Origin of the sequence: Achromobacter sp. SLBN-14, assembly GCF_006715415.1 — a bacterium.
In the GTDB taxonomy this organism is placed as follows: Bacteria; Pseudomonadota; Gammaproteobacteria; order Burkholderiales; family Burkholderiaceae_B; genus Achromobacter; species Achromobacter mucicolens.
This window is the reverse complement of record NZ_VFNE01000001.1, coordinates 4,149,151-4,173,259: the sequence shown is the minus strand read 5'-3', so window position 1 is coordinate 4,173,259 and position 24,109 is coordinate 4,149,151. Positions and strand designations below refer to the sequence as shown.

Genomic DNA, 24,109 nt, shown 5'->3' with positions numbered 1-24,109 from the left:
TCAACCGTCGCGCTGCGGGCGGTCCGGCTGGCATTCCCAGAAAATCCGGGCCGTGCACCCTGCGCAGATGTTCCGGTCCAGCTTGGCGTAGATCTCGTGCAACGCCGTCGCCTTGTCCGGAAAGATGTGGTCCTCGCCCAGCCGGGCCAGAAATCCGGTGCGGCGCCACATGTCCATCACCTCGGGCCGCGGCCGATGGAAATACAGATCTCCGCCCATCGCGCGCCGCGCCGCCAACTCGTCGTCCCAGACCTGCGCGCCGGCCAGGTCGATGAAGTTCATGCTCTTGGCCATCACCAGCAGATGGCGCGGCGCGCCCGGCGCCGAACGCAGATCGTGCAGCCGCTGCGCCACGTGCGCGGCCGCCCCGAAATAGACTGACCCCTCCATGCGCAGCAGCTTGAGCTGCGGGCATTCCGGCAAGGCGTCCGGGTGGTGCTCGAGGACGACGAAGCGGCGATCCGGCCCGCGCGAATCAAAGCCCATCGTGCGCATCGCCGGCCGCGACGTGCGGTGCAGGTACACCATGAGCGACAGCACCGTGCCCAGCAGGATCGCGACCTCCATGCGGATGGCGATCGTGGCGGCCAGCGTGGCCGCGGCGATTGCGCATTCGCCGCGTTGCGTGCGCAACAGGTGACGCCAGCGGGGAATGTCCAGCAGCGTCCAGGCCACCAGCAACAGCAGCCCCGAGATCGCCGCATGCGGGATCAACGCCAGGAGCGGCGCGGACACCGCCACCAGCAGCATCAGCAGCAGCGCGGAAAACACCGACGCCAGCGGCGTTTTCGCGCCCGCCTCGAAGTTTGGAATGGAACGATTGAGCGAGCCGCAGGACAGGTAGCACGAAAAGAAGCCGCCCACGATGTTGGACAGGCCCTGTCCCACGAACTCCCGGTTCGCGTCGATGCGCTGGCCAGATCGCGTCGCAACCGCCTTGGCAATCGAGATGGATTGCGCCAATGCGACGATGGTCAACGCAAATGCCAGGCTCAAGAGATCGGGCAGCGCGCGCCAGTCGACGCTGGGCACATGAAAAGGCGGCCACGGTTGGGCGATTGCGCCCAGCACAGGCACCGGCGTGCCTGCCTGCGGCGGGACCACCGAATTGAAGACCCACGCCGCGAATGTCCCCGCCGCCAGGCCCAGCAGCATGTATGGCTTGCGCTTGTCCAGCCTGCGCGCCAGCAGCGCGGTGCCCAGCGTGACCAGCGTCACCAGCAAGGCGCCCGGATGCGCCTGGCCGATATGCGTGGCGATGCTTTCCAGCACCGCGCCCGCACCATGCGCCTCCGTCGACGGCAAACCCAGCGCGTCCTTGAGCGCATGCACGGCGATCAGCACGGCCGCACCGCTGGTAAAACCAAACAACGCCGACGGCGAAATGAAGTGCGCCAGCGATCCCAGCCGCAAGGTGCCCACCAGCCACTGCATGATCCCGACCAGCACGGTCACGGCAAGGGCAAGCTGGATGTAGGCGGGGGTGCCCGCGGCTGCCAGCGGCGCCAGCACCGCAAACAGCGCCAGCGAATTGGCGTTGGTCGGTCCGGACATCACATGGCGGCTGGAGCCGAACAACGCCGCCACGATACAGGGCACGATGGCCGAATACAGGCCGTATTCAGGAGGCAGGCCCGCCAGCGTCGCGAACGCGACGCCCTGCGGCAGCACCAGCAACGCGCCCAACAACCCCGCCGCCAGGTCGGCGCGCAGCGTCACCCGGTTGACGTCCTCGACCCACGAACCGAACAGCCGGCGCGCGACGTTCATTCCCCCCAGCATCATCCTGTCTTGTTCCCTGACATCGGCGTTCCCGCCTGTCCGGCAAGGGTAAACGCTCGCCCCCGCCCGCGCAACGCGCCTTTTCAGCCGGCCTCGCCGCCGCGCCGCGCTTTCATGGCCTGACCGATCGCAGCCAGCGCGTCGTCCGGTATCAGCCGCGCCGCCATCGGCAGCAACTCGTCCTCTTCGCGCCGGATGTGCGCTTCGTAGGCCTCGGTGAAGGTTTGGACCTGCTGCGGCGGCAATTGCGCCGGCCGCCCCGCCGCGATCTCGGACAGCGTCTGGCGCAAGGGTTCCCACAGGCCCGCCAAGCGGCGATGATCGGCCATCAGGCCGTCCACCAGCGCGTGCAGGCACACCGCGTCCGACCCCGCCATCGAGTCGATCAAGGCCGGAAAGAGGTCTTCTTCTTCGTCTTCATGATGATGCGCGGCCGCGGTGTCGAAATACCGGCGGACGCTGGTAGCGGCGGTTTGCGCCGCCGTGTCGCTGCCGTGCGATGGCAGGTGCGCCGCCAGCCGCGCCAGCGTCGCGCATTGGCGTGCGATGCGCCCATGACAGGCCGACAGCAGCGCCAGCGGATCGTCTGGGCCCGGCGCCGCAGCCGGACCGCCTGGAAAACTCACTGCCATCGCCTGCCTCCGAATCGTGTTGCGTTAACCCGCTGTGCCGCGCCACCACAAACGGATGGAATCCCACGCGCGCCCGGCGATGCCCGCCTCGGCCACGGGCTCCAGCGCCACCACCGGAAAGTGCATGGCGGGCTTGCCGTCCACCGTCACCTTCAGTTCGCCCACCGTCGACTGCGCGGCAATGGGCGCGATCAACGGCGCCTGCGGCGCCCAGGCCGATTCGACCTTCGCGCCGGCCGGCACCGTCACGTAGGCGTCGCGCGAGAATCCCACCTTCAGGCTGTCGGTCTCGCCCTTCCAGACCTCGGGCGTGGCCACGGCCTGTCCGCGCGCATACAGCTTGATGGTATTGAACCCCTGGAAGCCCCATTCCAGCAACTCGCGGCTTTCCTGCGTGCGCAGCTTGTCCGACGCAGTGCCCACCACCACCGTGATCAGCCGCCGCTGATCCTTGCCATTGGGCCGCTGCGCCGTGGCAATGATGCAATAGCCGGCCGAAGCCGTATGGCCCGTCTTCAGCCCGTCCACACTGGGATCCAGCCAAAGCAGCCGGTTCCGGTTGGGCTGAGTGATCTTGTTGAACGTGAACTGCCTGGCCGAATCGTAGGTCTTGTAGAGCTGCGGAAAGTCCCGGATGAACCGCGTGGCCAGGATCGACAGGTCGCTGGCGGTGGAATACGTGTTCGGATCCGGCAGCCCGTGCGGGCTGGCAAAGTGCGTGGCGTGCAAGCCCAGCCGGGCGGCGGTGTCGTTCATCCGCGCGACAAAGGCTTCGACGCTGCCAGACACCGCCTCGGCCAGCGCAACCGCCGCGTCATTGCCCGACTGGATCATCAGGCCGCGCAGCAGGTCGTCCACCGACACCTTGGAGTTGGGCTCCAGGAACATCTTGGAGCTGCCTGCCGGCACCTTCCAGGCCCGCGTCGAGATGGTGACCAGCTGGCTGGCGGTCAGCTCCTTCTTCGTCATCGCATCGAACACGACGTAAGCCGTCATGATCTTGGTCAGGGACGCCGGCTCGATGCGGGTGGTGGCCGCGTGCGACGCGATGACCTGGCCGCTGGTCTCATCCAGCAGCAGCCACGCCTTGGCCGAAAGCGCCGGCGCCGGCATCGATTGCGCCATGGCGCTGGATATACAGGCGGTCGCAACGAGCAGGCTCGCCGCCAACTTCTTCATCAACATATAGCTGCTTCACTTCCATGTTCTGTTTTCTTCGGGCGCGCGCAACGCGCTTGGGACAAGTCCGAATCACGGGACGTTCCGCCCATGCCCGCCGCGCGCGCCGCCCGCAATTGGAACATGCGCCACAAGATAGGTTCATCCGCACGCGCGGCAAGGGTCCCTGAGCGCGCACGTGGCGCCCTGGATTGGCCCACGTGCGCGTCCCGCAAACGCGAGCCGTCAGAACGTCAGCGAACGTCACGACTTCTTGCGAAACCCCTTGCAGAAGGCACTTTTCTGCGTGGAAACAACAAACAGTGGCTTAAAACCCGCTGCAAAGCCGCTTTTACCGCCACTCTTCCGCTATCATCGGGCGCGTAGCGTCAAATGCCGATATCCGGCACGCGCTGCTCCATGTCCTCAACATACGGATTTTGACCATGGCCACGAAAGCTAAAGCTCCTGCCAAGAAAGTCACCAAGACCGCCGTCAAGGCGCCCGCAAAGAAGGCAACTGCCGCCAAGCCCGCCGTGAAGCCGGCTGCCAAGAAGGCCGTCGCCGCCAAGAAGGTCGCTGCCGCCCCCAAGGCCATCAAGGCCGCGATGAACAAGACCCAGCTCATCGCCTACATCGTTGAGCAATCCGGCGTCGAAGCCAAGTCGGTCAAGGCCGTCCTGGCCAGCCTGGAAACCTCGGTGCTGGGCTCCGTGGACAAGAAGGGCGCTGGCGAATTCACGATGCCCGGCCTGTTCAAGGTCGCCGTGCAGAAGGTTCCCGCCAAGGCCAAGCGCTTCGGCAAGGATCCGTTCACGGGCGAAGAGCGTTGGTTCCCCGCCAAGCCGGCTTCGGTCAAGGTTAAGGTTCGCCCGCTCAAGAAGCTGAAGGACGCCGCGCAGTAATTTCATTACGCGCAGTATCCGGTCAAGCCGGGAAGGGCCCGCCTCGCAAGAGGCGGGCCCTTCTTCATTTGCGCGCGTCTTTGGCTCGGCAGGTGGCGCGCGCTTTGCATCGGCGGCAAGCCGCTGCTAGAATTTTGTCTTTACGTGAAGATACTTCACATTGACACACTAGCCCGCCGCCATGAATGACCTTGTCGATCTCGTGATCTCGCAATGGACGCAGGAATGCCCTGCGCAGGACTTCGCCGCCATGTCGGTGGTCGCCCGCCTCTTCCGCCTGAACGCATTCGCCGCCCGCAACGTCAATCGCACCTTTCGCCAGTACAACCTGCATCAGGGCGAATTCGACGTGCTCGCCACGCTCTACCGCACCGGCGCGCCGTATGCGATGAATCCGCAAAAACTCGTGCAAGCCCTTCTGCTGACGTCCGGCGCCATGACCAACCGCCTGGACCGGCTGGAAGAGGCCGGGCTGCTCGTGCGCAGTCCCAATCCCGACGACCGGCGCGGCGTCATTGTGTCGCTCACCGCCGATGGGCTGCGCACGATCAAGATCCTGCTCAAGGACTATCTGAGCGACCTGAACGACCTGCTGGAACCGCTGTCCGCCGCGGAACGCCGCCAATTGGCGGGCCTTCTGAAAAAGCTGCTGATCAAGCAGGACCAGGAAACGCCCGGCAGCGTCGACGCCTGAGCTGCCTGCCGCCCACCGTCATCACCCTTTTCAGCCTCAGATCAGTGACTTCTCCTACGCAATCCACGCCCACGCTCACCGCGCCCATCATCCTCCTGATGTCCGTGGCGACCGGCCTGGCAGTTGCCAGCAACTACTACGCGCAACCCCTGCTGCACACGATCGGTCAGCAGTTCTCGATTTCGAACGCCGCCGCCGGCACCATCGTCACAACGGCGCAGCTCAGCTACGCGGTGGGCCTGATGTTGCTGGTGCCGCTGGGCGACATGTTCGAGCGCCGCGCGCTGATCGTGCTGATGAACCTGCTGGCCGCGGGCGGCCTGCTGATCTCGGCCTTTGCCAGCAACATCGCGGTGCTGATCCTGGGCACCGCCCTGACCGGCATGCTGTCCGTCGTCGCCCAGATCCTCGTGCCCTTCGCCGCCACGCTGGCCGCGCCCCACGAGCGGGGCAAGGCCGTCGGCACCGTCATGAGCGGGCTGCTCCTGGGCATCCTGCTGGCCCGCACCGCGGCCGGCGCGCTGGCCGACGTGGGCAGCTGGCGCACGGTGTACTGGGTGGCCGCCATCCTGATGCTGTGCATGTCCGCCGTCCTGTGGCGCGTGCTGCCCCGCTACCAAAGCCCCACGGCAATGAGCTATCCGCGTCTGCTGGGGTCGATCCTGCGCATGTTCGTCGAGGAACCGTTGTTCCGCGCCCGGTCCCTGATTGGCGGACTGCTGTTCGCCGCCTTCAGCATGCTGTGGACCCCGCTGACCTTCCTGTTGGCCGGCCCGCCTTATGAATACAGCAACACCACCATTGGCCTTTTCGGCCTGGCCGGCGCCGCCGGGGCCTACGCCGCCAACCGCTTCGGCCGCCTTGCCGACCGCGGACTGGGCAACCTCGCCACCCGCGTGGGCCTGCTGCTGCTCCTGGGTTCCTGGGGACTGATGGCGTTCGGCCAGGTGTCGGTCGTTGCGCTGCTGGCGGGCATCCTGGTGCAGGATCTGGCGATCCAGGGCGTTCACGTCACCAACACCAGTTCCATCTACCGGCTGCGGCCCGAAGCGCGCAGCCGCCTGACCGCCGGATACGTCACCTGCTACTTCATCGGCGGCGCATCGGGTTCGCTGGTATCGTCCTGGCTGTACGCCCATTTCGGCTGGCCGGCGGTGGTCACGGCGGGCGCCGTCCTGGCAGCCCTCACGCTGGCTTATGGCGCCCTTGCGCCCAGTGCGCGCATCCCGGAAATGCCCTCGCCCCCTGCCCGCCCCTAGCACCTCCTATAATCAGGGGTTTTGACCGCCACCGCGCCCCGGCGCGATGGGGCGGCTCACCCCTTTTTCGCCACCGCGCACGAGCCCATGCAGGAACGCTACCTCCCCACTACCGTCGAAGCGGCCGCCCAACAAGACTGGCAGGCCCGCGACGTCTATCTGGTCCAAGAACACGCAAAGAACCCCGACGGCTCCGAAAAGCCCAAGTTCTACGCCTGCTCCATGCTGCCCTATCCCAGCGGCAAGCTGCACATGGGCCACGTGCGCAACTACACCATCAACGACATGATGGCCCGCCAGCTGCGCATGCGCGGCTACAACGTCCTGATGCCCATGGGCTGGGACGCGTTCGGCATGCCGGCGGAAAACGCAGCCATCAAGTCCAAGGTCCCGCCCGCCAAGTGGACCTACGACAACATCGCCTACATGAAGAAGCAGATGAAGGCGATGGGTCTGGCAATCGACTGGACGCGCGAAATGTGCGCCTGCGATCCGCAGTATTACAAGTGGAACCAGTGGCTGTTCCTGAAGATGCTCGAAAAGGGCGTCGCCTACCGCAAGACCCAGGTCGTCAACTGGGACCCGGTCGACCAGACCGTGCTGGCCAACGAACAGGTCATCGACGGCCGCGGCTGGCGTTCAGGCGCGCTCGTCGAAAAGCGCGAAATCCCGGGTTACTACCTGCGCATCACCGACTACGCCGACGAACTGCTGGGCGCGGTCCAGAACGACCTGCCCGGCTGGCCCGAGCGCGTTCGCCTGATGCAGGAAAACTGGATCGGCAAGTCCGAGGGCCTGCGCTTTGCCTTCCCGCACCAGATCGCCGGCCAGGATGGCCAACTGATCCAGGACGGCAAGCTGTACGTCTTCACCACCCGCGCCGACACGATCATGGGCGTGACCTTCTGCGCCGTGGCGCCGGAACACCCCCTGGCCACGCACGCCGCCGCCAACAATGCGCCGCTGGCCGCGTTCATCGAGCAGTGCAAGCTCGGCGGCACGACCGAGGCCGAAATGGCCACGCGCGAAAAAGAAGGCATGCCCACGGGCCTGTTCGTCACGCACCCCATCACCGGCGCGCAGGTTGAAGTCTGGGTCGGCAACTACGTGCTCATGACCTACGGCGACGGCGCCGTCATGGGCGTGCCGTCGCACGACGAGCGCGACTTCGCCTTCGCCAAGAAATACGGCCTGCCCATCGTGCAAGTCGTGGACGTGCCCGGCAAGGAATACTCCACCGACGCCTGGCAGGAATGGTACGGCGACAAGCAGTCGGGCCGCACCATCAATTCCGGCAAGTACGACGGCCTGTCCTACAGGGAAGCCGTGGACGCCATCGCGGCCGACCTGGGCGAAAAGGGCCTGGGCGAAAAGCAGACCACCTGGCGCCTGCGCGACTGGGGCATTTCGCGCCAGCGCTACTGGGGCACCCCGATCCCGATCATCCACTGCGCCGACTGCGGCCCGGTGCCGGTGCCCGAAAAGGACCTGCCCGTGGTCCTGCCCGACGACCTCATCCCCGACGGCAGCGGCAACCCGCTGGCCAAGAACGAAGCCTTCCTGTCCTGCGCCTGCCCCAAGTGCGGCAAGCCCGCCCGCCGCGAAACGGACACGATGGACACGTTCGTGGACTCGTCCTGGTACTTCATGCGCTACACCTCGCCCGGCAACGACAACGCCATGGTCGACCAGCGCAATGACTACTGGATGCCGATGGACCAGTACATCGGCGGCATCGAGCACGCCGTGCTGCACCTGCTGTACGCGCGCTTCTGGACCAAGGTCATGCGCGACATGGGCCTGCTCAACTTCGACGAGCCCTTCACCAAGCTGCTGTGCCAGGGCATGGTGCTGAACCACATCTATTCCCGCAAGACGCCCCAGGGCGGCATCGAGTACTTCTGGCCCGAAGACGTCGACAACGTCTACGACGACCGCGGCGCCATCGTCGGCGCCAAGCTGAAGTCGGACGGTTCGGCCATCAACTACGGCGGCGTGGGCACGATGTCCAAGTCCAAGAACAACGGCGTCGATCCGCAATCGCTGATCGACACGCTGGGCGCCGACACGGCCCGCCTGTTCGTCATGTTCGCCAGCCCGCCCGAGCAGACCCTCGAATGGTCCGATTCCGGCGTCGAAGGCTCCAACCGCTTCCTGCGCCGTCTCTGGTCCATCAGCTACAACCGCCGCGAAGCCATCGCCCGCGGCCTGGCCCACGGCGCGGACTGGGCGCAAGCGCCCGCCGCGGTCAAGGACCTGCGCCGCGAGGTCTACGGTCTGCTCAAGCAGGCCGACTACGACTACCAGCGCATCCAGTACAACACCGTCGTGTCCGCCTGCATGAAGATGCTGAACGCCATCGACGATGCCAAGCTGCCCGAAGGCGCCGAGGCCGATGCCGCCTATGCCGAAACCGTCGGCGTCCTGCTGCGCGTGCTCTACCCGGTCGTGCCGCACATCACCTGGCACCTGTGGCAGGATCTGGGCTACGCCAAGGAACTCGGCGACCTGCTCGACGCGCCGTGGCCGCATGTGGACGAAGCCGCCCTCGTCGCCGACGAGATCGAGCTGATGCTGCAGGTCAATGGCAAGCTGCGCGGCTCGATCCGCGTGGCGGCCAAGGCGGCCAAGGAAGATATCGAAAAACTGGCAGCCAGCCAGGAAGAGGTCGCCCGATTCCTGGAGGGCCGTCCGCCCAAGCGCGTCATCGTGGTTCCGGGCAAACTGGTCAACGTCGTAGGCTGATGAGGTCAAGCATGCACTTCGCCGGGCAACAATCGCAAGTCTCCCGCCAAACCTGGCTGCTGCGCGGCGCCTGCCTGGCGCTGTTCATGCTGCTCTCCGCCTGCGGCTTCGCGCTGCGCGGCACCACCCCGATGCCCTTCGACACACTGTACGTGGGCATTCCCGACAACATCCAGTTCGGCGCAGACCTGCGCCGCGCGCTGCGCGCGGCCTCGCCCAACACCAGACTGGTGGATTCGCGCAAGGAAGCCCAGGCGATCCTCCAGCAGGTCAACGACACGCGCACGCTGCGTGAGGTCTCGCTGAACGCGCAAGGCCGTGTCGAATCCTACGAACTCGGCATCAACTACACGTTCCGCCTGATCGACGCCAAGGGCCGCGCCCTGGTCCCCGACACGACGCTGTCCATCTACCGCGAAATGCCGTACGACGACCAGGTCGTGCAGGCCAAGCAAGGCCAGATCGAAACGCTGTACAAGGCCATGCAGCGGGACCTCGTCTCGCGCGTGCTGCGCCGCATCACCGCGCCGGACGTGCACAAGGCATTCGAAGCCGCGCAAGCGGGCGGCGACGACGCAAACGCGCCGTTGTTCGACCCCAACGAGCAGCAACGACCGCGCGTGCCCACGCCCTGGCAGACGCCGTCCGTCACCGATCCGGCCATCGTCCGCTAGTCCATGGCACAGCCTCTGGACGCGGATCGGCTGGCCGAACACCTGCAGCGGCCCGGCAACCGCCTGGCGCCGCTGTACACGGTGTCGGGCGACGAGCCGCTGCTGGTGACCGAAGCCGTCGACTCCCTTCGCGCCGCCGCGCGCAACGCTGGCTACACCGAGCGGCTGTCCATGGTGATGGACGCGCGCAGCGACTGGAGCGCGGTCATTGCCGCCACCCAGAGCGTGTCGCTCTTTGGCGACCGCCGCATCCTTGAAATCAAGATACCCACCGGCAAGCCGGGCAAATCCGGCGCCGACACCCTGACCAAACTGGCCGAACAGGCCGAAAAGCAGCCAGACGCCGACACCCTGGTGCTGATCGCGCTGCCCCGTCTGGACAAGGCCACCCGCGAAAGCCGCTGGATGCAGGCGCTTGCCCGCGCCGGCATGTCTGTCGATATCGCCAACATCGAACGCGGCCGCCTGCCCGCCTGGGTCGGCATGCGCCTGGCGCGCCAGAACCAGCGCGCCGACAGCGCCACCCTGCAATGGATGGCGGACAAGGTCGAAGGCAACCTGCTCGCCGCCCACCAGGAAATCCAGAAGCTGGGCCTGCTCTACCCCGAAGGCCAGCTTGCCCCCGAGGACGTCGAGCGCGCCGTGCTGAACGTCGCCCGCTACGACGTCTTCGGTCTGCGCGATGCCATGCTGGCCGGCGACATCGGCCGCACCATCCGCATGATCGACGGCCTGCGCGCCGAAGGCGAGGCGCTGCCGCTGGTGCTGTGGGCAGTCGGCGAAGAAATCCGCTTGCTGGCCCGCATTGCCGAAGCACGCGCGCTGGGCCAGGACGCGGGCGGCCTCATGCGCCGCCTGCGCATTTTCGGCGCGCATGAACGCCTTGCGCTGCAGGCCCTGAACCGGGTGCAGCCCAACGTCTGGCCCGCTGCCGTGCAGCACGCCCACGAAGTCGACCGCCTGATCAAGGGCCTGTCGGTGCCCGGACGCCTGTCGGACCCCTGGGAAGAAATGACCCGGCTGGCCCTGCGCGTGGCCGCCGCCGGCGGCCGACCGTGAAGGCGGCTTCGCCGCCTGCCTCCCGCCCCCATCCGGTCCGCCGACCGGATCTCGCCCGGCCCTCCCGCCGGATATACACTGACTCTTCAGGCGGCGCCCGCGCCGCCTTCTCCACAAGATCGACGCCGCCATGTCCTCGTCCTCCATCGAACAAGCCATGCTGACCCTGGGCGAAAACGCCCGCCGCGCCTCGCGCGCCATGATGCGCGCCGACAGCGCCGCCAAGAACCGGGCGCTGATCGCCATGGCCGACGCGCTGGCCGCCAGCCACGACGAACTGAAAGCCGCGAACGAAAAGGACGTGGCCGCCGCCCGGGCAAATGGCCTGGAGCCCGCCCTGCTCGACCGCCTGACCCTGTCGGACAAGACGCTGGCGCACATGGCCGAAGGCCTGCGCCAAATCGCCGCCCTGCCCGACCCGATCGGCAGCATCACCGCCACCACCGTGCGGCCCAACGGCATGCGTGTCGCCCAGATGCGCGTGCCATTGGGCGTGATCGGCATCATTTATGAATCGCGCCCCAACGTCACCATCGACGCGGCGGCCCTGTGCCTGAAGTCCGGCAACGCCGCCATCCTGCGCGGCGGCAGCGAAGCCCTGCACTCGAACGTGGCGCTCGGCCGCATCGTGCAGACCGGCCTGGCCGCCGCCGGCCTGCCGCAGGATGCCGTGCAGGTCGTCGCCACGACCGACCGCGCGGCCGTGGGCGCGCTCATCACCATGACCGAGCACATCGACGTCATCGTGCCGCGCGGCGGCAAGGGCCTCATCGCCCGGCTGTCCCAGGAAGCGCGCGTGCCGCTCATCAAGCATCTGGACGGCAACTGCCACATCTACATCGACGCGGCGGCAGACCCCGACAAGGCCCACGCCATCGCCCTGAACGCCAAGACCTACCGCTATGGCATCTGCGGCGCCATGGAAACGCTGCTGATCGACGCCGTGGCCGCCGTGTCCATCTTGCCCAGCCTGGCCGCCGCCTTCGCCGAACACGGCGTCGAACTGCGCGGCTGCCCGCGCACGCTGGCGCTGCTGCCGCACGCCACGCCCGCCACCGAGGAAGACTGGGCCACCGAATACCTGGCGCCCATCCTGGCCGTGCGCATCGTCGACACGCTGGACGACGCCATCGAACATATCGCGCGCTATGGCTCGGGCCACACCGACGCGATCGTGACGCAAGACCTGTCTGCGGCCCAGCGCTTCCAGCGTGAAGTCGACTCCAGCTCCGTGTACGTCAACCTTCCCACCTGCTTTGCAGACGGCTTCGAATACGGGCTGGGCGCCGAAATCGGCATTTCCACCAATCGCCTGCACGCGCGCGGTCCGGTCGGTCTGGAAGGCCTGACCACGCTCAAGTGGGTCTTGAACGGCGAAGGCCAGACCCGCGGCTGACCCAGCCCAAGCGCCCGACCGGCGCTACTGACGCGGCCCTGAACACGGGGCCGCGCCAAGCCCTCTACAATAGGGCCAGCTTTTTTTGCCTGAATTTGTCCATCCCACGCGGTCCCGCCGCGCATCGTTGAGATCCCCCATGCATTCACCCGTCATGGCAACGGCCTTCAGCCTGTTTGTGCTGTGTTTCATCACCTGCACGATCAGCGGCATCGTGCTGTTCTTCTTCAAGACCCAGCAGGTCAATGCGGCCCTCAAGCACCCCTATCTACAGCATCGGCCGTTCAAGCAATTCCCGCTGGCGATCCAGGCTGCGATCATGCTCGATTATTTCTTCCGCCTGATGTTTCCCGGCACGCGCATGTGGTTGATCGGCAATGCCAACGACCTGCTTGCCCACGTCGATCCCAAGAAGGTTCCGCTGTCCCTCAAATGGCCGATCGTCGGCTTCTGGGGTTCGTGCTGGCTGGGCCTGATCGCCATGATCGTCTTGTGGATCATGCTGTTCGTCGGAGCCTGAACGCATGCAAATCAGATTTGAAGACTATCCCGGCAGCATCGACGCCGCGCGCTTTCTGATCGCCGCGCGCCAGGCAGGCGTGGCCGGCCCCCGCCTGCCTGCGGAATGCCGGCCGCAGTCCCTGGGCCAGGCCTTCGCCGTGCAGCAGCGCACCGCTGAACTTCTGCGCGAAACGCGCCAGGACACCATCGCGGCCTGGAAAAGCGCGCTACCCTCGCCCGAAAAAACCGTCGTGGCGCCCATCTATGCCTCGGGCACGGCTGACGCCGCGGCCGGGCCGGTCGCCACCCGCGATGCCCTCGTTCGCATCGAACCCGAAATCGCGTTCGAAATCGTCCGCGACCTGCCGCCGCGCGACACACCCTACACCGAAGCCGAGATCGATGCCGCCGTCGGCGGCGCCCGCCTGGCGCTCGAAGTCCTGGGCTGCCGCTACGCCGCCCCCGAACATGCAAGCCTGCCCGAGCTGCTGGCGGACCACATGTTCAACCAAGGCCTCGTCCTGGGCCCGCGGATTTCATCGCCCGACGCAGCCCCCGGCTGCATGACCATCACGTTGACGGTCGATGGCGTTGAAGTCGAGCAGCACGCGGGCATCCACCCGAACGACCGCCCCAAGGCAGGCCTGTACTGGCTGGCCAATTTCCTGCGCGAGCAAGGCCTGGGGCTGACGGCCGGCCAGCACGTCATCACCGGCTCATACGCGGGCTTTCTGGACGTGCCCGCCAATCAAGACATCGAACTGGCGTACGGCGATCTGGGCGTGCTGAAGGTGCGCTTCGGCGGCTAAGGCCGCACGGACGGCCACCTTCAGGCCGCCTCACTTTCAGGCTGGCCCACCTTCTGGCCGTCCCACCTTCAGGCAGCCCCGCCGTTATCCACCAACCGCCAATTACTTCGGCGCAGGCCCGGCGATACTGATCGGCTCGCCGGCCGCCTCGATGATTTCGCCGGCCGCCAGGCACAGGTCCTCGCGGTACCGCCCCGCCACCACCTGCACGCCCACCGGACTCGGGCCCGCGCTGCTCATGGCGCTACCCATCGCCACGGACAGTCCCGGCAAGCCCATGAACGGCAGACCGATCTGGGTCATCTGCGCGCGCCACACGCGCGCATAGGCCGCGTCGCCTTGCAGATCCAGGTTGTCGGGAAATGGCAGTTCGGCCGACACCGGCAAAAGCAGCACCGGATACTCGGCAAAGAACATCTCCCACAAACGCGTGAGCGTGGCGCGACGCGTCAGCACCGCCGAAAAGGTCGTCAGATCCGCGCCCGCCGCTTTGTCGCGTTGCCCGGCCAGCGCCACCAACGCGCCCGGGTCGCCTTCTTTTTCCGCAGCCGCCAGCATGGCGTCGTAGCCGTCGGCCATCCACATGCGGATCTGCAGGTCGGCGGCCTCCTGCATCGGCGGCAACGCTTCCAGCGTATCGACTGTCCAACCCGCCTCGCTCAGCCGCCGCGCCGCTTCCTGCAACGCCTTCACCACTGCGGGATCGGTATCCATGCCTTCCGGGTTCAGACACAGCGCAGCGCGCCGCGGCGCCTCCGGGCCGGTCAGCGGCGCCGGCACCCACCACGGATCGCGCGGATCCGGCGCAGCCAGCGCGGCCAGCCCCACCCGCACATCGGCAATCGTGCGGCCCAGCGGTCCCGACACGGCGGTGATCTGCCCGCCGATCGAACGCTCCGGCAGCGAGGCGTTGTAGGCCGCCACCCTGCCCAGCGATGGACGCAGGCCATGCACGCCGCACGCATAGGCGGGGTAACGGATCGACCCGGCGATGTCGGTGCCATGCGCCAGATGCCCAATGCCTGCCGCCACGGCAGACGCGGCGCCGCCCGACGAACCGCCGGGCGTCAGCGCCGGATTCCGCGGATTGCGCGTGTCGCCATGCAACACGTTGCCGGTGAACCAGCGCAGGGAAAACGCCGGCGTGTTCGTGCGGCCCAAAATCACCGCGCCGGCCCGCCGCAAGTTGTCGACGACCGGACTGTTCCGTTCGGCAATCAGGTCTTTCTGCAATCGCACGCCGTTGGTCGTAGCAAAGCCCGCCTGATCCACGTTGACCTTCACGGTCACGGGCACGCCGGCCAGCATGCCGGGATCTTCTCCGCGCGCGATTGCCGCGTCCACCTCGGCCGCCTGCGCCAGCACGTCTTCCGGCCGATGATCCACCACCGCGTTGATCGCGGGATTGACGGCATCAAGCCGCTGCAGCGCGCTTTGCGCGGCCTGCACGGCGGACACTTCACGCTTGCGGACAAGGGCGGCAAGCTCAACTGCGGACAAACGCCAAAGATCGGACACGCGCAACTCCTGAGGTCGTGGGTTTTCCTGCGGGCCAGCAAACCTTAGCGCCAGTCGCGCCGCGCGACAAGCCTCGGCTTGCCGCTAATTGCTCTCTTCAAAGACCTCGACAATCGCGTCGGCCACGGCCCGCACGCGCGCGGTGCGGTTCAGGTCGCCATGCATCACCAGCCACAGGTCATACGCCTCGGCGCGCGCTGGCCAGATGCGCACCAGGTCCGGATGGTCGGGCGCCATGTGCGTGGGCAGCTCGCCAATGCCAAGACCCGCCACGACCGCGTCGATGATCATCAACCCCGAATTCACCTCGACACCGATGCGGCCATTGCGCGTGGGTTCGCCGCAAAGGGAATCCGACCAGCCCGGCAGCACGGCTTGCTGATAGGCGATCAAGGTGTGCCCCGCGAACGCGGTGCCGGGCTTGGGCTCTCCGTGCGCGTCCAGGTACGCGCGCGACGCATACAGGCCGACCTCCTTGCGCGCCAAGTGGCGATGGATCAGATCGGGGTTGTCGGGCTTGATGTTGCGGATGGCCAGATCGGCCTCACGGCGCGTCAGATTGCTGATCTGGATGCCGGTCGTCAGCACCACGCGAATGTCAGGGTGTTCGGCGTGGACCCGCTTGATGGCCTCCATCACGAAATAACGGGCAACCGTCTCCGAGGCTGCCACGCGAACCCCCCCCGACAGCCGATGGTCCAGCCCCTGCATCTGGCGCTGCAGCTGGTCCGCCGCCTGCTCCATGCGTTCGGCGGCCGCAAACGCAAGCTCGCCCGCCGAAGTCGGGACGTAGCCACCGGGCGTGCGCAGGAACAGGCGCGCATCCAGCGACGCCTCCAGCGCGGCTAGGCGCCGGCCAGCGGTGGCCTGGTCGATCTGCAGCACCGCCGCCGCCCCGCGCAGCGTTCCCACGCGGTAGATGGCCAGAAATATCCTCGCGTTGTCCCAATCCATTTGATGTCCTTGATGCACTTTTGCATGACTATAAAGCCGTTATGCGGCTTTTTTGCATCACAACAAGCGCCTAAGCTTTGCACCTCCCGCTCCCCGCCCCCTCGAAAAGAGTCCCATCATGTCATCCGCCTGCCGCCCCATCGCCGCCCAAGACGCGCTGCCCGCCGCCGCCACGGGATGGGTGCCGCTTGTCACCCTGGCCATCGGATTCGTCATGGCCATGCTCGACGTAACCGTGGTCAATGTGGCGATTCCCAGCATCGCGCTCCAGTTCGCCGTCCCGCTGACCGACCTGGTGTGGATCGTCGACGGCTACACGCTGACGTTCGCCGCCCTGCTGCTGGTCGCCGGCGCGCTGGCCGACCGCTACGGCGCCAAGACCCTCTACCTTGCCGGCTTGGGGGTGTTCACCGCCGCGTCACTGCTCTGCGGCCTGGCGCCAAACGCCGACACCCTGATCGCGGCCCGCATGCTGCAAGGCGTCGGCGCGGCGCTTTTCATGCCAAGCTCGCTCAGCCTGCTCACACACGCCTATGACGACGAAAGCGTGCGCAACCGAATGCTGGCCGCCTGGTCCGCCATCGTGGCGGTCGCTGGCGCATCGGGACCGTTGCTGGGCGGCGCGCTGATCCACCAATTTGGATGGCGCGGCATCTTCCTCATCAACATCCCGCTGGGCCTGGCAGGCCTGTGGCTCGCCCGCCGCCGCATCGCGTCCGCGCCACGTCGCGCCCGCGCGCTCAACCCCATGAGCCACGTGCTCGGCGTCGTGGCGCTGTCCAGTCTGTGCTTCGTGCTGATCCAGGGCAACGCCTATGGCTGGACCTCCCCGGCCATCGCAGCGACGATGCTTCTGGGCCTGGCCGCCGCCGCGCTTCTGGTGCACCGCGAACGGCAGCACGCCGAACCCATTCTCCCGCGGACGCTCTTCGCCACCCCGCAATTCTCCGCGGCCAACGCGGTGGGGTTTCTCATCAACCTCGCGTCGTATGGCCAACTGTTCTTGCTCAGCCTGTTCCTGCAGCATGCACGCGGCGCCGATGCGTTGCAGACCGGCATCGAGCTGGTGCCGATGCTGGCGGTATTCTCCATCGGCAACCTCATCTCGGGGCGCGTGTCGGCGCGGTGGAACGTGTCGGCATCGCTGCTCGGCGGCGTCTCGCTCGCGGCCGCAATGAGCGCCGTCGGCATCGCCGCGTTCACTCCCGGCGTCGCGTACTGGCCATTTGCCATCGTCGTCGCACTGGCCAACCTGGGCGTAGGGATCGCCGTGCCGGGGATGACCAGTATCGTCATGCAGGTATCCGGCCGCCAGCACGCCAACAGCGCGGCCGCCGCCCTGAATGCCAATCGCCAGTCCGGCGCGCTGGTCGGCGTCGCGGTGATGGGCACCCTTCTGCATCTGCTGCCAGACTGGCACGCCACGTTGCCTGCCGCCTACGGCGTCATCACCGCCAGCTATGGCATCACGGTTGTGCTCGCATGGCGCTATCTGCGCCGCACCCGCAACGCCTGAGCCGGCATGTAAGCCTCGTCAACCAGCGGGCGGGATTTCCACGCCGCGGCCGGCATAGAACCTGTCGAAGTCGGCCAGCGGCAGCACCACGTCCGCCTGCGAGCCCGGCTCGCCCGACGGGTTATGAAACGTCACGGCGTCGGGCGTGGCGCGCGTCACCAGCACCAGATGCCCGCCCTTTTTCGGCGGCTGCACAGCGGGCCAGCGAATCGACGGATGTACCGAGGCCATGAAGTAATCCGCCCGCGCCATCAGCTCAGGCAGGCCTGAAGCCGGCAAGTCCACGCGCACGTGCGCACGCATGCCAAAGACTTCCGCGACGTATTGCACGAACGGTGCGTAGATCAGGCCCCTGATGCTTCCGTCCGGTTCCTCGACGTACGCCCCGTAAGACAAGCTGCCCCGCGCCAGCCCCAGGGTCGGATGGGCGTGGCCGGTGCGCGCCGCAAGCACCATCTTCAGACACGCCATCCCGCACACATGGCTGGCCCAACGCACGTACTCGTCCAGATCCCGCGCCCCGGAATTGCGCCACGCGGGGTCGTCAGCCAGCGCCAGTTCCCCGCGAATGATCTCGCCCGCCCGATGCGCGGATTCCCATTGGCAGAAATACGGTACGGTCGCGCGCGCAGGCGTCGGACGCATGCAAGCCTCCTGGCGATTTTCGAAAAGCCCTATCTTGCCGCCGCTCGGCTTGCGTGGCAACGGCATCGGCTTTGCTTCACAATGAAGCAAACCCAACAACGGAGACCTGCATGTCCAGCCTTGCTTCGTCCAGCTCTGCTTCGTCCAGCTCTGCTTCGTCAAACCCGCCGTCGTCGCCGTCTGACTTGCACGGCTCCGCTTCATCCACCGCCATCCCCATCCACCGCGTCGCCATCGTCGGCGCCGGCACGATCGGCGCCAGTTGGGCAGCGCTGTTTCTCGCGCGCGGACTTGAAGTCGTGGTCAGCGATCCCAGCCCGCATGCCGAAGCCCAAACCATCGCCCGTGTGCAGGCGGCTTGGCCGGTCCTGGCCGAACTTGGCCACGTGCGCCCCGGCGCCACCGCCGACGCGCTACGCTTCGAACCCGATCTCGAAAAGGCGTTGACCGGCGTGGATTTCGTGCAAGAAAACGCGCCCGAACGCGAAGACTTCAAGACGGACCTGTTTGCCCGCATCGACGCCGTCCTGCCCCCGCACGTCATCGTCGCATCGAGCTCATCGGGCCTCATCATGAGCCGGCTGCAATCGCGCTGTCGCCATCCCCAACGGTTCGTGATCGGCCACCCCTTCAATCCGCCGCACCTCATTCCACTGGTCGAAGTCGTCGGCGGCGACCAGACGTCCGCCGACACCATGGACCGCGCCATCGACTTCTATCGCAGCATGGGCAAATACCCCATCCGCCTGAACAAGGAAGTCCCCGGCCACATCGCCAACCGCCTGCAAGCCGCCCTGTGGCGCGAGGCCATCCACCTTGCCGCCGAAAACGTCGCCAGCGTCGCGGACATCGACGCCGCGGTATCGCAAGGCCCCGGCTTGCGCTGGGCGCTCTTCGGCCCGCACATGACGTTCAACCTGGGCGGCGGCGAAGGCGGTCTGGCGCATTTCATGCACCACCTCCTGGGCCCGGTGCAAACCTGGTGGGACGACCTAGGCGCACCCGAGGTCACGCCAGCGCTGCAGCAACGCCTGATCGAAGGCGTCAACGCCGAGGCCGGCCACCGCAACATCGCCGACCTCGTCGAAACCCGCGACGCGCAACTTACCGCGTTGATCAAGGTGCTGCACCGGTAAAGCCCTCAGCATTGAGCCGGAGCTGCGCGCCGTCGGCGCTAATATCTGGGAACCCGTCATCGTTATGGCCATCCGCCATCGCCCGCCGATCCCCGGGGCCGCACCCGGCGAACCGACTCCGGGCGCGGCTTTTTTTGACGGCGTCTTGTATACGATGGCAAACGCCTGGCGCCACGGCGGCGGATTTCCGAGTCGGCCACCCTGGGCGCGGGCTCGAAACTTGCTCGCTGAACTGAAGGCCATCCTTTCCCGGTTTACAGAGCGGGGTTGCCGTTCTGCCCGCGAGAGGGGTTTGAAACGCGTTCGAAGCGGAGCGGGGCTGCCCGGTGTGACTCGCACGCGGTGTGCACGATTTATGCCCGGCGCGATCCTCAATTAGCGCGTTGTTTGTGAATGCGGCGCAGGCCTCAACAAAGCCCGCTCAGCCGCCACCCAAGGAGTTTCTTGAATGATTTCCGTAATACACGACACCGACCGCTCCCGCTTCACCGCCACCGTCGACGGCGTGCTGTGCGTGCTGGACTATGAACTGCAAAACGGCGCCATGGCAATCACGCACACAGGCGTACCCAGCGCGGTCGGCGGCCGCGGCATCGCCGCCGAACTGACCCAACAAGCCCTGCTGACCGCGCGCAAAAACGGCTGGAAGGTCAAGCCCTATTGTTCCTACGCCGACGCCTACATCAGACGCCATCCCGAATACGCCGACCTGCTGGCCTGACGCGATCTCCCGATCCGTTCTCCGCCTTTACCTGCGAGTCCTTTTCGCCCGACCTGGCGCTAATGCAGAATGCCCTCCGCCTGCGCCATATCTTGGCTGCAGTCGCAGCGGCGCTCGGTTTGGCAGGTTTGCCCGTCGTCCCGCGGGGTTGCCGTTATTTGTTGCGGTGATCAGGCACGAGCTCTTCTCGCACGATTGCGTTGCCTCGATCGGCTCCCCGATCCGTTGCTTCGATCCGTGGTTTCGATCCGTTGCCTCGATCCTCCGCCCCGACTCGCTCGCTCGTTTCGCTGGCTCGATCCGCTGCCTGGGCCCGTTGTCTCGATCTCTTGCCTCGACTTGCGGGCCAGATCCATTGCCTCGATCCGTTGCGTCGACTCGCTGCCTTGGTCCGTCGCATCGACTCGCTGCCTCGATCCGTTGCCTCGATCCGTTGCCTCGATCCGTTGCCTCGGTCCGTTACCTCGGTCCGTTTCCTCGATCCGTTGCCTCGACTCGCTGCCTCGATCCGTTGCCTCGGTCCGTTGCCTCGGTCCGTTGCCTCGATCCGTTGCCTCGACTCGCTGCCTCGATCCGTTGCCTCGGTCCGTTGCCTCGAGCCGCGTCGCCTCGATTGCTTGCCTCGATTTGATGCCCTGTCTAGCGGCCATATCAATCGCCTCAGCCTCTCGCGGCCCAGGTGAAGCGACCCCTTGTTTTTTGTTCTGCCGTATCGTCAGAAGCCTAGATCTGACGAATCGAGCGGGCTTCCGGCCTCGCTTCCAAATTGGTTTTATCTGCCGGTCGCCTCGATCCGTTATGCTGACCGCTTGAACACTTCTGATTCTCTGATCCGCGTCCGGATCCAATTGCCCCAAACCGTGCCAAAGCAACCAAGCCCCTCCAATCCCTCCTGCCCCTGCGGCAGCTCCCGTAGCTACGCCGAGTGCTGCGGCCGCTGGCACGACGGCCCGCAGGCGCTGCAAGCCCCTACGGCCGAAGCCCTCATGCGCTCACGATACAGCGCCTTTGTGCTGGACAACCTGCCTTATCTGTTGGCAACGTGGCACCCGCGCACGCGCCCTGCGTCACTCGATCCCAACCCGCCCGGCCTGAAATGGCTGGGCTTGCAAATCAAGGCCGCGGCAAATCAGGACGCAGAACACGCAACCGTCGAGTTCGTGGCCAGAAGCCGCCTTGACGGCCGCGCCAGCCGCATCCACGAGACCAGCCGCTTCCTGCGAGAAAGCGGACAGTGGTTCTACCTAGACGGCGACGTACGCTGAAGGGAAACCTCCCGCCACGATCGCGGCCATAATTGACGCCAAATTTGACGCCGAATTTGAAGCCGCGATGAGGCAGCGATGAGATCACGATTGACGCCGTACTTGAAGCCGCGATGTTGTCGCGATTGACGCCGTGTTTGACGCCGCAATATTGCCGCGACTGACGTCGTGTTTGAGGCCGCGATGCTGCCGCGAATGTCGCGGTGTTTGAGGCCGCAATGGTGCCGCAATTGACGCCCTGTTTGGCGCCGCAATGTTGCCGCGACTGACGCCGTGTTTGACGCCGCAATGTTGCCGCGATTGACGCCGTGTTTGACGCCGCAATATTGCCGCGACTGACGTCGTGTTTGAGGCCGCGATGCTGCCGCGAATGTCGCGGTGTTTGAGGCCGCAATGGTGCCGCAATTGACGCCGTGTTTGGCGCCGCAATGGTGCCGCGACTGACGCCGTGTTTGGCGCCGCAATGGTGCCGCGACTGACGCAGTGTTTGGCGCCGCAATGGTGCCGCGACTGACGCAGTGTTTGAGGCCGCGATGTTGCCGCGAGTATCGCAGCAGGTGAGGCCGCGATCGGGTCCAGGATTGGGACCACGACTGTGGCCATGATGGTGCCCGTGACTGTCGCCGTGACTGCTACCACGACCGCTGCCGCGACTGTATCCCTGACCGCCGCCGTGACCGCCACCATGACTGTCGCTTGTGCTGAGGCCGTCACCACGGCGTGGATTTGACTCTACACCGCGCGGCCTCTCCCGCTTAGCCCGACCATCCAAAACGTCCCTGCTACGTCACCGGCTGCTTCATCTCCCCACCAATCGCCTGCTTCAGCGCACCCACCAGATCCTGGCCAACACTGCCGAGGGCGCGCGCGTCTCCCACGATCGCGAGCTCGGTCGGCGGCACATCGGCAAACCCGTCCGCGGTGCCCAATTCGACATGCGTATCAAGGCGCGCCGAAGCCGGCAACAGACTGACGCCCAGCCCCGCTGCCACGGCCGCCTGCACGCCGGCCAGACTGTGGCTGTGGTAGGCGATATGCCACGGCCGCCCGGTGCTCTCCAGCGCATAGATCATCCGCTTGCGATAGACGCATCCCTGCGGAAAAAGAACCAGTGGCACGACGGCCGCCGCTTGATTGCGCCCTTGTCCGCCCACCCACACCAGCCGTTCCGGCCAAGCCGCAAGGCAAGGCCCTTCACCCGGATCCCGCTTGACCAGCGCCAGATCGAACTCGCCGGCCGCCAGCCCCGCCCGAAGATCCGTGCTCATGCCGCTCAACGTTTCCAGCCGCACCTGCGCATGCCGCGCCGCAAACTCCGCCAACAGCACCGTCAACCGCGACACATCGAAGTCCTCAGGCACGCCCAATCGAATCACGCGAGCGCTTCTCGGCGCTGACAGTACATGCTCGGCCTCCCCCGCAATCGCAAGCAAGCGCCGCGCGTACGCCAACATGACTTCGCCGTCCTCGGTCGCAGACACATTGCCGCCGGCGCGGTCCCGCAGCAGCAAGGTCTTGCCCACGCTCTGTTCGAGCTTGCGCACCTGCTGGCTAACCGTCGACTGCGTGCGATGAACACGGCTGGCCGCCCGAGTGAAACTGCCTTCGTCCACGACGCAAACCAGCGTCTTCAATAGTTCAAGATCGAGCATCGGCTTTGATTAATTGATGTTGAAGTGCCGCTCACGAGCGAGCTGGATCGCTTCCAAATCTTCCCGCCCTGACCGGCTCGGCTAGCCCTGGCATCTAACCTCTACACCTAGACAACAAAGCAGGTCGGGCGCGGCGCGCTTGTACGTCGGCGTGGGGCCCTTCCCCCAGCGCCGTTTGCGCACTCGCGGCGTGCGGCTCATCAGCTGGATGGGACGGCCCTTCTTGCTAGCGGAGCCACCCATGCACTACGGCGCTTGATAAGCATACCGCACCTCATTGGCTGCACAACTAAGGTAAGCGCATTAATTAATTTTACAACTTATAGCAGCGGGCCTTACGCTGAAGCTCCGAACTCTCTCCGAGCACCGACATGCCTTTTAACCAAGCTCCCCGCCCGCAATGGCTGACTTTCGACTGCTACGGCACGCTCATTCAATGGGACGAAGGCTTGCAAGCCGCGGTGGAAAAGATCCTCGCGGGCCGCGAGGCCGCAATGAACCGGCCGACCGCCGCGCAGTTTCTGCATATATACGATGGGCACGAGCACCACCTTGAACGGACGCCGCCCTACCGCAACTTCGCCGAGGTCACCCGCGAATCCTTACGCCTCACCATGGCGCATTACGGCCTTGAGTACCGGCCCGAAGACGCGGAGACACTCACGGGCAGCATTTCCCGCATGCCGCCCTTTCCGGAAGTCGTCGACACGCTCGCTAGGCTCAAACAAGCCGGATTTAGCCTGTGCATCATCTCCAACACCGATGACAACATCATCGCGGGCAACGTGGCCCAAATGGGTGGCCATATCGACCGCGTCATTTCAGCTGAACAGGCCCGCGCGTACAAACCCTCACCCGCCATCTTCGCCCATGCTCATCAAAAGCTTGGCGTCACCCCGGCAGACGTCGTGCATATCTGCGCCAGCCCTCATCTGGATCTCGCTGCAGCACGCGACATTGGCTTTCGCTGCATCTGGATCGACCGCGGCACCGGCCGCAAACCCTTGCCTGACTATCGGCCTGACGCTACCGTAGCAACTCTGGATCGCGTGCTGGACGTTTTCAGTAAAGCCGGCTGGCTCTGATCC

The 24,109-nt window shown here is 66.0% G+C and carries 21 protein-coding genes; 14 read left to right on the top strand and 7 right to left on the bottom strand.

What is annotated here, in order from left to right:
* The 3 genes from FBY20_RS18985 to FBY20_RS18975 form a co-directional block, all read right to left on the bottom strand.
* Complete coding sequence (locus FBY20_RS18985; protein ID WP_142053968.1) at positions 1 to 1,770, bottom strand: SulP family inorganic anion transporter; 1,770 nt, start codon at positions 1,768 to 1,770, stop codon at positions 1 to 3.
* A 95-nt stretch (positions 1,771 to 1,865) separates the two neighbouring features.
* Entirely contained in the window at positions 1,866 to 2,414 is a 549-nt protein-coding gene (locus tag FBY20_RS18980) for a hemerythrin domain-containing protein (protein ID WP_142053966.1), read from the bottom strand.
* 24 nt (positions 2,415 to 2,438) lie between these two features.
* Complete coding sequence (locus tag FBY20_RS18975; RefSeq protein ID WP_082586281.1) at positions 2,439 to 3,599, bottom strand: D-alanyl-D-alanine carboxypeptidase family protein; 1,161 nt, start codon at positions 3,597 to 3,599, stop codon at positions 2,439 to 2,441.
* 419 nt (positions 3,600 to 4,018) lie between these two features.
* On the opposite strand from FBY20_RS18975, the gene FBY20_RS18970 reads away from it, so the two are divergent.
* The 9 genes from FBY20_RS18970 to FBY20_RS18930 all read left to right on the top strand — a co-directional run bounded on the left by FBY20_RS18970 (position 4,019) and on the right by FBY20_RS18930 (position 13,614).
* Positions 4,019 to 4,477, top strand: a complete 459-nt coding sequence (locus tag FBY20_RS18970; protein ID WP_056322817.1) for an HU family DNA-binding protein — start codon at positions 4,019 to 4,021, stop codon at positions 4,475 to 4,477.
* Between the two features lie 181 nt (positions 4,478 to 4,658).
* On the top strand, positions 4,659 to 5,171 hold the full coding sequence (locus FBY20_RS18965) for a MarR family winged helix-turn-helix transcriptional regulator (protein WP_056322814.1): 513 nt from the start codon (positions 4,659 to 4,661) through the stop codon (positions 5,169 to 5,171).
* 98 nt (positions 5,172 to 5,269) lie between these two features.
* A complete protein-coding gene (locus FBY20_RS18960) occupies positions 5,270 to 6,430 on the top strand; it encodes an MFS transporter (RefSeq protein ID WP_142056080.1) in 1,161 nt (386 codons plus the stop codon).
* An 87-nt stretch (positions 6,431 to 6,517) separates the two neighbouring features.
* A complete protein-coding gene (gene leuS, locus FBY20_RS18955) occupies positions 6,518 to 9,175 on the top strand; it encodes a leucine--tRNA ligase (protein WP_056324495.1) in 2,658 nt (885 codons plus the stop codon).
* 11 nt (positions 9,176 to 9,186) lie between these two features.
* The gene (gene lptE / locus FBY20_RS18950) at positions 9,187 to 9,849 is read left to right on the top strand and encodes an LPS assembly lipoprotein LptE (protein WP_056322811.1); all 663 of its coding nucleotides are present in this window, start codon (positions 9,187 to 9,189) and stop codon (positions 9,847 to 9,849) included.
* Positions 9,850 to 9,852: 3 nt separating this feature from the next.
* Positions 9,853 to 10,908 (top strand): DNA polymerase III subunit delta, encoded by a 1,056-nt coding sequence (holA, locus tag FBY20_RS18945; protein WP_056322808.1) that lies wholly within the window; start codon positions 9,853 to 9,855, stop codon positions 10,906 to 10,908.
* Between the two features lie 130 nt (positions 10,909 to 11,038).
* The gene (locus FBY20_RS18940) at positions 11,039 to 12,304 is read left to right on the top strand and encodes a glutamate-5-semialdehyde dehydrogenase (RefSeq protein WP_056322805.1); all 1,266 of its coding nucleotides are present in this window, start codon (positions 11,039 to 11,041) and stop codon (positions 12,302 to 12,304) included.
* Positions 12,305 to 12,443: 139 nt separating this feature from the next.
* Positions 12,444 to 12,824 (top strand): hypothetical protein, encoded by a 381-nt coding sequence (locus FBY20_RS18935; RefSeq protein WP_174245430.1) that lies wholly within the window; start codon positions 12,444 to 12,446, stop codon positions 12,822 to 12,824.
* A gap of 4 nt (positions 12,825 to 12,828) precedes the next feature.
* Positions 12,829 to 13,614, top strand: coding sequence for a 2-keto-4-pentenoate hydratase (locus FBY20_RS18930; RefSeq protein ID WP_142053964.1), 786 nt, complete (start codon positions 12,829 to 12,831; stop codon positions 13,612 to 13,614).
* A gap of 102 nt (positions 13,615 to 13,716) precedes the next feature.
* Here the strand turns inward: FBY20_RS18930 and FBY20_RS18925 are convergent, their stop codons facing one another.
* Together FBY20_RS18925 and FBY20_RS18920 are read right to left on the bottom strand one after the other, a co-directional pair.
* Positions 13,717 to 15,132, bottom strand: coding sequence for an amidase family protein (locus FBY20_RS18925; protein WP_056324488.1), 1,416 nt, complete (start codon positions 15,130 to 15,132; stop codon positions 13,717 to 13,719).
* A gap of 84 nt (positions 15,133 to 15,216) precedes the next feature.
* Positions 15,217 to 16,086 carry a LysR family transcriptional regulator gene (locus FBY20_RS18920; RefSeq protein ID WP_142053962.1) on the bottom strand — a complete coding sequence of 290 codons (870 nt, stop codon included), beginning with the start codon at positions 16,084 to 16,086 and terminating at the stop codon, positions 15,217 to 15,219.
* A 118-nt stretch (positions 16,087 to 16,204) separates the two neighbouring features.
* Here FBY20_RS18920 and FBY20_RS18915 point away from each other — a divergent pair, with 118 nt between their 5' ends.
* Positions 16,205 to 17,602 (top strand): MFS transporter, encoded by a 1,398-nt coding sequence (locus FBY20_RS18915; RefSeq protein WP_142053960.1) that lies wholly within the window; start codon positions 16,205 to 16,207, stop codon positions 17,600 to 17,602.
* Between the two features lie 18 nt (positions 17,603 to 17,620).
* Here FBY20_RS18915 and FBY20_RS18910 read toward each other — a convergent pair whose 3' ends face one another.
* Positions 17,621 to 18,247 (bottom strand): hypothetical protein, encoded by a 627-nt coding sequence (locus tag FBY20_RS18910; protein ID WP_142053958.1) that lies wholly within the window; start codon positions 18,245 to 18,247, stop codon positions 17,621 to 17,623.
* A 185-nt stretch (positions 18,248 to 18,432) separates the two neighbouring features.
* Between FBY20_RS18910 and FBY20_RS18905 the strand changes: the two genes are divergently transcribed.
* The 3 genes from FBY20_RS18905 (at position 18,433) to FBY20_RS18895 (ending at position 21,369) form a co-directional block, all read left to right on the top strand.
* Positions 18,433 to 19,383 carry a 3-hydroxyacyl-CoA dehydrogenase NAD-binding domain-containing protein gene (locus FBY20_RS18905; protein ID WP_142056076.1) on the top strand — a complete coding sequence of 317 codons (951 nt, stop codon included), beginning with the start codon at positions 18,433 to 18,435 and terminating at the stop codon, positions 19,381 to 19,383.
* Positions 19,384 to 19,831: 448 nt separating this feature from the next.
* Positions 19,832 to 20,104 carry a GNAT family N-acetyltransferase gene (locus FBY20_RS18900; protein ID WP_142053956.1) on the top strand — a complete coding sequence of 91 codons (273 nt, stop codon included), beginning with the start codon at positions 19,832 to 19,834 and terminating at the stop codon, positions 20,102 to 20,104.
* An 860-nt stretch (positions 20,105 to 20,964) separates the two neighbouring features.
* Positions 20,965 to 21,369, top strand: coding sequence for a YchJ family protein (locus FBY20_RS18895; protein ID WP_142056074.1), 405 nt, complete (start codon positions 20,965 to 20,967; stop codon positions 21,367 to 21,369).
* 782 nt (positions 21,370 to 22,151) lie between these two features.
* Here FBY20_RS18895 and FBY20_RS18890 read toward each other — a convergent pair.
* Complete coding sequence (locus FBY20_RS18890; RefSeq protein WP_142053953.1) at positions 22,152 to 23,021, bottom strand: LysR family transcriptional regulator; 870 nt, start codon at positions 23,019 to 23,021, stop codon at positions 22,152 to 22,154.
* 371 nt (positions 23,022 to 23,392) lie between these two features.
* Here FBY20_RS18890 and FBY20_RS18885 point away from each other — a divergent pair, with 371 nt between their 5' ends.
* Entirely contained in the window at positions 23,393 to 24,106 is a 714-nt protein-coding gene (locus tag FBY20_RS18885) for a haloacid dehalogenase type II (RefSeq protein WP_142053951.1), read from the top strand.
* Positions 24,107 to 24,109: the final 3 nt, after the last annotated feature.